At 63.1% G+C, this 6,085-nt stretch carries 3 protein-coding genes; 1 reads left to right on the plus strand and 2 read right to left on the minus strand.

The genetic code is table 11. The features are described 5' to 3' along the window. Positions 1 to 118 precede the first annotated feature (118 nt). The gene (locus VF794_RS25195) at positions 119 to 3,658 is read left to right on the plus strand and encodes a hypothetical protein (protein WP_331114648.1); all 3,540 of its coding nucleotides are present in this window, start codon (positions 119 to 121) and stop codon (positions 3,656 to 3,658) included. A gap of 208 nt (positions 3,659 to 3,866) precedes the next feature. Here the strand turns inward: VF794_RS25195 and VF794_RS25200 are convergent, their stop codons facing one another. Together VF794_RS25200 and VF794_RS25205 are read right to left on the minus strand one after the other, a co-directional pair. Then, positions 3,867 to 5,804, minus strand: a complete 1,938-nt coding sequence (locus VF794_RS25200; protein ID WP_331114650.1) for an ATP-dependent helicase — start codon at positions 5,802 to 5,804, stop codon at positions 3,867 to 3,869. Further along, a partial coding sequence (locus VF794_RS25205) for a hypothetical protein (RefSeq protein WP_331114652.1) occupies positions 5,801 to 6,085 on the minus strand: 285 nt, incomplete at its 5' end. The genes VF794_RS25200 and VF794_RS25205, both read right to left, overlap by 4 nt.

Consider the following 6,085-nt stretch of genomic DNA (forward strand, 5'->3'; position numbering starts at 1 on the left):
CTGCCCCCCGCTTTAGAGAGGCCGCACTTGACATGACGCGGGGGGTGGAGAGGCTTCCACACTTACCGGGGACCGCCGAAGCAGAGAGCGCCCAGGCGACATCGAGTGCGAGGAGCGGATGACAGGGGCCATCGTTGCAATGACCGGCTTCCAATATCAGGTGCGGGTGACCGTCTGGATGGCCCTGGAGCTGATGTTCCGCCGCCGCGCGTGCAGCAGCATCGCCGTTGAGCCGGTGGATCGTGAGGACATCGAGGCGGTCCTGCGGATGGCCTCGGGCCCCGAGGGTGAAGAACACGCAGAGGCCCGCGCGGTTGTTGGCCTGCCCGACTCGACCCTGAACGTCCAGGTGAAGCGACGCGCTGCACACTGGACGTCCGGGGACTTCACCAGCTTGATGACGGCGGGCTTCGCGGTCCCAGGCTCACCCGCGAGGAACCTCCGCACGCCCCCTCTCGTCGCATTGACGGATCCCTCCACCAGGTACCTCCTCGTCACGTCCTCACAGGCGACGGGCCAACACTTGCCGTCGCTGCACGTACCGGAGTTCACAGCAGTTCCTACCGAGCCGCAACTCCCCGTGGCCTTGGAGGAAGTAGCACGGAACCTGGGGCTCGATCCGGCACAGCTCGCTCCTCGTATCGCCATCATGGACATGTGCTCGGAGGAGCTGGTCACACGCCGGTCCAAAGAGCTGCTGATGACCTTCGGGCACGTCCCGTCGACGCGAGTCGACGCATGCCTTGACCTCCTAGAGCAGCAGGTCTGGAGCAGGCTCCTGGGAGAACACCCTGGACAATGGCGGCGAGAGGAGCTCGAGGAGGTCATCTGCTCGCAGGAGATCGGAGGGCGGCTGCGGAAACCGCCGGAGCTTGTAGGCTTCGTTCCACCTGTCTCCTTGCAGACCGCACGTGAGCGGTTGCGCGACCTCCATGCCGTCTTCCTGCTCGGCCCGCCCGGGAGCGGAAAGAGCCTGACCGCCATAGCCCTGACGGACGAACTCCGACTGGAGGGGGCTCCCTTCGAGCTGGTTCCTGATCCGTCGTGGTCCCAGGTCGACGAGCGAATGCGCCTGCCTGGCCGGCACCTTTTCGTCTTCGAGGACCCGTGGGGAAGGTACCAGCGACGCGAGGGACGTGAGGGGTGGGCCTCGGACTTGCTCGAGAGGCTCAAGCGGGCGGGACCAGACAAGAAGTTCATCCTCACCTCCGCCTGGGGCCTCTACCCGGGACCTGTCACAGAAAAGGAGCAGGAGAAGCTCGCCAGGTTCCAAGTCACGCTCACCAACAAGGACTACTCGTCAGAGGCCCGGGCCGAGATCGCTCGGCGTCGCCTGGGCGCCGCTGGAACCTGGCAAGTAGGGTGGCTGGACGAGCACATCCCTGAACTCGTTCGGCGAACGAGCAACCCACTGGTGCTCGCCGAGTTCGTGGACCAGCTCGCAGGTCTTGAAACCCGCGAGGATGCCGACTTCGAGCACCTCCTCGCAGAGGCGCAGCACGAGAAGATCAGCGAGCGCCTCGCCAGCGAAGTCAGGGAACAGGGTCAGGCCGCTGCCCTCGGTGCGTTCGTCATCTGGGCGCTGCTGACCGCGAAGGGCACTGTGACGGAGGAGGCCGTCGGTCATCTCGGCCGAGCGCTAGCCACGGCCTTAGGCGGCCAGGAAGTGCAGGCCGTGCGGGTCCTGCGGTGGCTGCGTGACCGCCGCTCGCTACGCGAGCGGACTACGGGCTACTCCGCTCACCCCTTGTTCCAGAAGGGGCTCGAGCTCGCCTGGAAGAGCGACAACTTCGCAGACGTCCTTGAACGCGCTCGCACAGGCCTCGTCGAGGAACTCATCCAGGAAGAGGACTTCGAGTGGGCGGTCACCATGCTCGAGGCATTCCGGCCTTCCGTCCTTTCGTTGAGACCCGCACGCCAGAAGGCTCTCGACACCTGGCTCCGCAGCAGCGTATTGGAAGCGTCGGCACCCGAATCGTTCTCGCGGTCCCTTTACCGCCTCCGCGCTTTCTCTAGGGCTTCCGACGCCGTAAAGAAGGTCACCGACGCCCTGCTGAACGTCCGGAGGAGGCGGGGGGCCATGGGCATCGTGCGATGGGTCGCTCCGAATTGGGCAGGCACGCCGGAGCAGGCTCGGATAGCGGAGGACGCTGCCGCCCGCCAGCTCGCCGGACGTTACGTCGAGTGGGTACTACCCTTCATTGAATCTCCGCTCTCCGACTACGAGCGTCTTCCGGAGTTCCTCTGTCACTTCGGCTGGAACCTCGCGCCCGAGTACCTCCGTGCCCTCGACAGCGTGCTCGACAACGTGCCCGCTGGCGCGACAGGAGCGGTCCATGAGTTGGTGATGGGCGCCCTTCTTGAAGGAGCGTCCTTCGAAGACGTGCTGATGCGTTGCGTGCACGCCTACCAGGCGCACGAACTCCGATGGAGCGAGAGAGTCCCGGAGGCCGACTGGGGCGAGCACGTGATGGACACAATGGCCCGGGAGCACCTCTCGGAGGCGGGCTCGGAGGAGTTCTGGTGGCTCCAGAACGGGCTCACCGCCGCCGTCTCCTGGCGGAGGCGGCAGCCGGAAGGTTGGCAGTGGGTCCTCACTCATTCGGAGCGCGCGTCCTTGATCCGCGCCTGGGCCAGGAGCCTGAGCGACCAACGACAAGACGTAGCCCCAGACGAACTCGAAGCGCTCGTCGAACTCGCGGAGGCACACGGCCAGGATGACGCCGTGTGGAATCAACTCTCCCTGGACTTCGTACTTCCCGCCCCATTGGTGGAGACGTGGCTCCTTCGACTGGAGACGATTCCCGCCCGACGTCTCGAGCACTTCCTCCGAACGGCGTCGCAATCATGCGAGCCAGGACGATTTCAGGCGTTGTTCAGCGCCGCCCTGCGACAGGCTTCTGTTCTCCGTCGAATCGAGCTGGTGTTCGCGATGTCACCCCGCCGCAGGGACAGGTCAGGGCATGAAGCCCTCAAGCCGCTCCGCCGCCTCGTGAGAGAGGGGACGCCAGGAGTGGTGCCGATCGAGGCTGCCCTCCAAGCGCTGGAGGCGAATGACGAGGAGGGGCTGCTTCGCGCGGTTCAGGCCTTCGACGAGGAGGCGGTGGCCCTGCTTCGTGCGGCTGCGAGCAGCCAGCAGCACACCTGGGCAGCGACCGCGCTCCTGTTGCTGGCACGCGCAGGCGCGCCGATGCGCGAGCAGGCCCAGGCGCTGCTTCATTCTCCGGACAAGGAGGCTCGTTTGTACGCCGGACTCGCGCTGCACGCCGACCCTATGGCCAGGGAATCGGTAAGGGCCCTGCTCAGGGACTCGCATTACCGATGCCGCCGCCTAGCCATCGCTATGCTCGCGGACTCTGCGAGCGCTGAGGAGCGGTTGGAGATTCTCAAGATGCACACCGACAGGAGCGGTCCCGTCCGGCTGGAGGTCGCGGTGACCATCGACCGCTTGGGCTGGCTCGACGGCTGCCCAGCTCTTGAGGCGCTCGCACGAGATACCTGGGACCGGTCCTGGTACACGCACGAGGAAGACGGGCCTGATGTGGCAGTGCGGAGTGCTGCCGAGCAAGCGCTGGCGCGTCTCGGTCTCGGGGCGCGAGTGGATGGTACCGCGGCAGAGCGGCTGCCGGTGGCGCTGCTGACCTACCTCGACCGGTAGACGGCAACACATAGGGCAAATACGAGAAGGGAAGGGCGAGTGCCGGTGGTGGCGTTCGTCAGGGGCTCCAACCAGTTTCAACCCGCCCCGGTCCAAAGATGAGGGCGCGACAGTAACCATCCCGGGAGGCTTGGTGCCGGCGCAAACGCTCCGGTGCCCCGGGCTCAGGTGTTGAGGCGAGAGCGCATGGAGGCTCGACCAATTTCGGTCACCCCCGGCGTGCGCCTGCCTGCAATGCTGCGGGGCGATGGTCGTGCACTGCGATCTTTGCGACTCGCAAGGAGCCAAGGAGCGGCCGAATGGCCTCAGCATACTGAATTGCTTCCACTCTGGTCCGAGGTTGAGGACGGATCTTGCTCATGGTAAACCAGACACGTTGTTTGGCGCGGCTGAGCGCGACAAAGAATGTCCGGACGTGTTGATTCTGCTCTTCATTAAATTTATAGAAAGCGCCGTCTTCAAGGCCCAAGAATATGACCACCTCAAACTCCAAGCCCTTGCTCTTGTGGGTATTGCAAATGGGCACAGTGTCAGCTCCGGTGACGATGGCGAGTGCCATTGCTAAACTTGCAGCCTGCTGCCATGCTGAATGAAGTTCCTGCACCAGCTTCCCAGTGAGTTCGCTGAAGTACGAGCCCTGGGCATAATGAGGGTTGCAGGCAAGGAATGCGTCACGGTCCAAGAATGACCAGATTCGCTCTACCCAAGCCGCAACCTCCTCCCTGGACAGTAGCTTGGTAGTGCCAAAACTTCGAAGCTCGGCCGCGAGCCCATCCACAAATCGCGATAGCGCATACTCCACGCGCGCGTGCTGCCGATCATCTTCCAACGAGACGCCACGCAGTTGGGCAACGAGATTAGTGCTATCCGTCCAATCGTCCGGCTCCGCTGTATCTGAGGCGAGGCGTAGCAGTTGGAGGATTGCCTGTACGGGGGCTTCGACGAGGTACTCGGTCTCATGGCTCTCCACCCGCGCGCGCACCCCCTTACGCTCAAGGGCCGCCAAAAGGGTTTCGGCGTAGTCCGGTGCTTGTTTCATCACGAGCACTGCAACCTGTCTGGGATGAAGACCGTTGTCGATCCACTGGTGGATGTTGGATGCGACGTACTCCGCTTCCTCTCGGTGATTGGAAAAGATGTGTAGTTCGTGCTCGCCTTGGCGCGCTGCTACGCCAGGGCCTGCCTTTACAGGCGAATCAGTCGAGAGTAACTGACTGCCTGCTATGCGCTGTAATGCAACGAGTTCTGGGGCGGAACGGTGGTTGAATGCGAGTTGATGCGTTCGTGCCTTGTAATCCGACCGGAACCGCGCTCCAGCATCATCCAGTGCGCCTGCGAACCCCATGATACGCTGCTGAGGATCTCCGACAGCGGTCAGGATGGACGGGCCATCGACCCGAAAGAGTGCGCGTAGCAGATCGTATTGTGCATAGGTTGTGTCCTGAAACTCGTCCAGGAAAACGTGACTGAACGCAAGCTCATGCATGCGCCGCACTGCCTCCTGTGTCTCCGCAAGGAATGCGGCGAGACGGGTGATCATTGGAAAGGTCAGGACCGTGCCATCGACGGGTGTCAGTAGCGTCTTCCAAATCCGGCCTACGAGAAAGCGGACGACATCCGTCGTCTGTCCGGTGATCGGGAGGGGGATTTTCAGGAGTTCTCGCTCAGCCTGGGCGCGTAACGTGTTGTTTAGCCCGGTTCGTGAAAGGCCAGGGGGAAGTATTCTCGAATCCCATTGGTCGAGAAGTTCTCTCAACAGGGATGGCTTGCGGGGTAGGGAGTAATCCCTTCCGGGTTGATACTGCGCTGGAAGCAGTGGGATGAAGCGGTCAAGGAGCGACTTGGCAAAAGAGTCAAATGTGCGCGAGACAAACCGCGCAGCCAGGTCGCGCCCGCACCGCTCTTTTACCCGTCGCTCCAAGTTGCGAGCCGCCTCCCGCTTGAAACTGAGCGCTAGAATATTTCTCGGAGGAGGACACTCCCCGGTTTGAAGTAGATATGCAGCGCGCTGCGCCAGAAGTTCCGTCTTCCCAGCACCTGGTCCTGCGATGACCAGCGTGTGCCACTCAGCCCGCACCGCACGGTCTGCCTCTGGCTCCAGTATGATACCTGCCGCTGGCTTCCAGAGAAGCTTGTCGGCTCTCACCCTGCCGTTCCCGTCAGCATGCGCTGCAGCAACTCGACCATCGCCCCGAACGGGGCAGGCGCTGCCGACCGAAGCGTTTCGGGTGGTAGATCATGAAGCGCCATGAGATGGGTCGCAGGCTTTCCCCGCTTCAGGAAAAGATGGCGGTACCAAATATAGTCCTCGATCTCGGCAGAGGGGATGGTTGGATTCCCCTCTTTGAATATGGCGTTGAGCGCGCTCTCTCCCTGTTTCTTCCACTTCGCCGCGTGCTGGCGCTGCTGGTGAAGGAATTCAGCGAG

This window comes from Archangium sp. (assembly GCF_036389735.1).
Classification (GTDB): Bacteria; Myxococcota; Myxococcia; order Myxococcales; family Myxococcaceae; genus Archangium.

What these genes read in the sequence shown, in the direction of transcription:
- VF794_RS25195 (WP_331114648.1), top strand. Translation starts at nt 119, where the DNA reads ATGACAGGGGCCATCGTTGCAATGACCGGCTTCCAATATCAGGTGCGG.